We start from the raw sequence: 219 nt of genomic DNA on the forward strand, positions 1-219 counted from the left end.
TAGAGCGGGATGAATTTAGGTTGGCGCATAACCGGCCTCGATGAAGTAGTTTGTGCATTCGGTTGAGGTGACAGTGCCGAGGATTTGGCCGATAGCGTCACAGACGGTCTCGACTGTTCGCCTGGCAGCCTTGCGCAGCCAGTGCTTGAGCTTGGCGAAGAATTTCTCAATAGGGTTGAGGTCGGGGGAGTATTTGGGCAGCAAGAACAGCCTGGCGCC

The 219-nt window shown here is 55.7% G+C and carries 1 protein-coding gene; it reads right to left on the reverse strand.

Annotation, left to right across the window (positions count from 1 at the left end):
- Positions 1 to 15: 15 nt before the first annotated feature.
- Positions 16 to 219, reverse strand: a 204-nt coding sequence (locus AC0L3H_RS33085) for a transposase (protein ID WP_473588260.1), incomplete at its 5' end; no start/stop codon positions are given.

The sequence above is a fragment of the Mesorhizobium sp. WSM4816 genome (assembly GCF_055811535.1).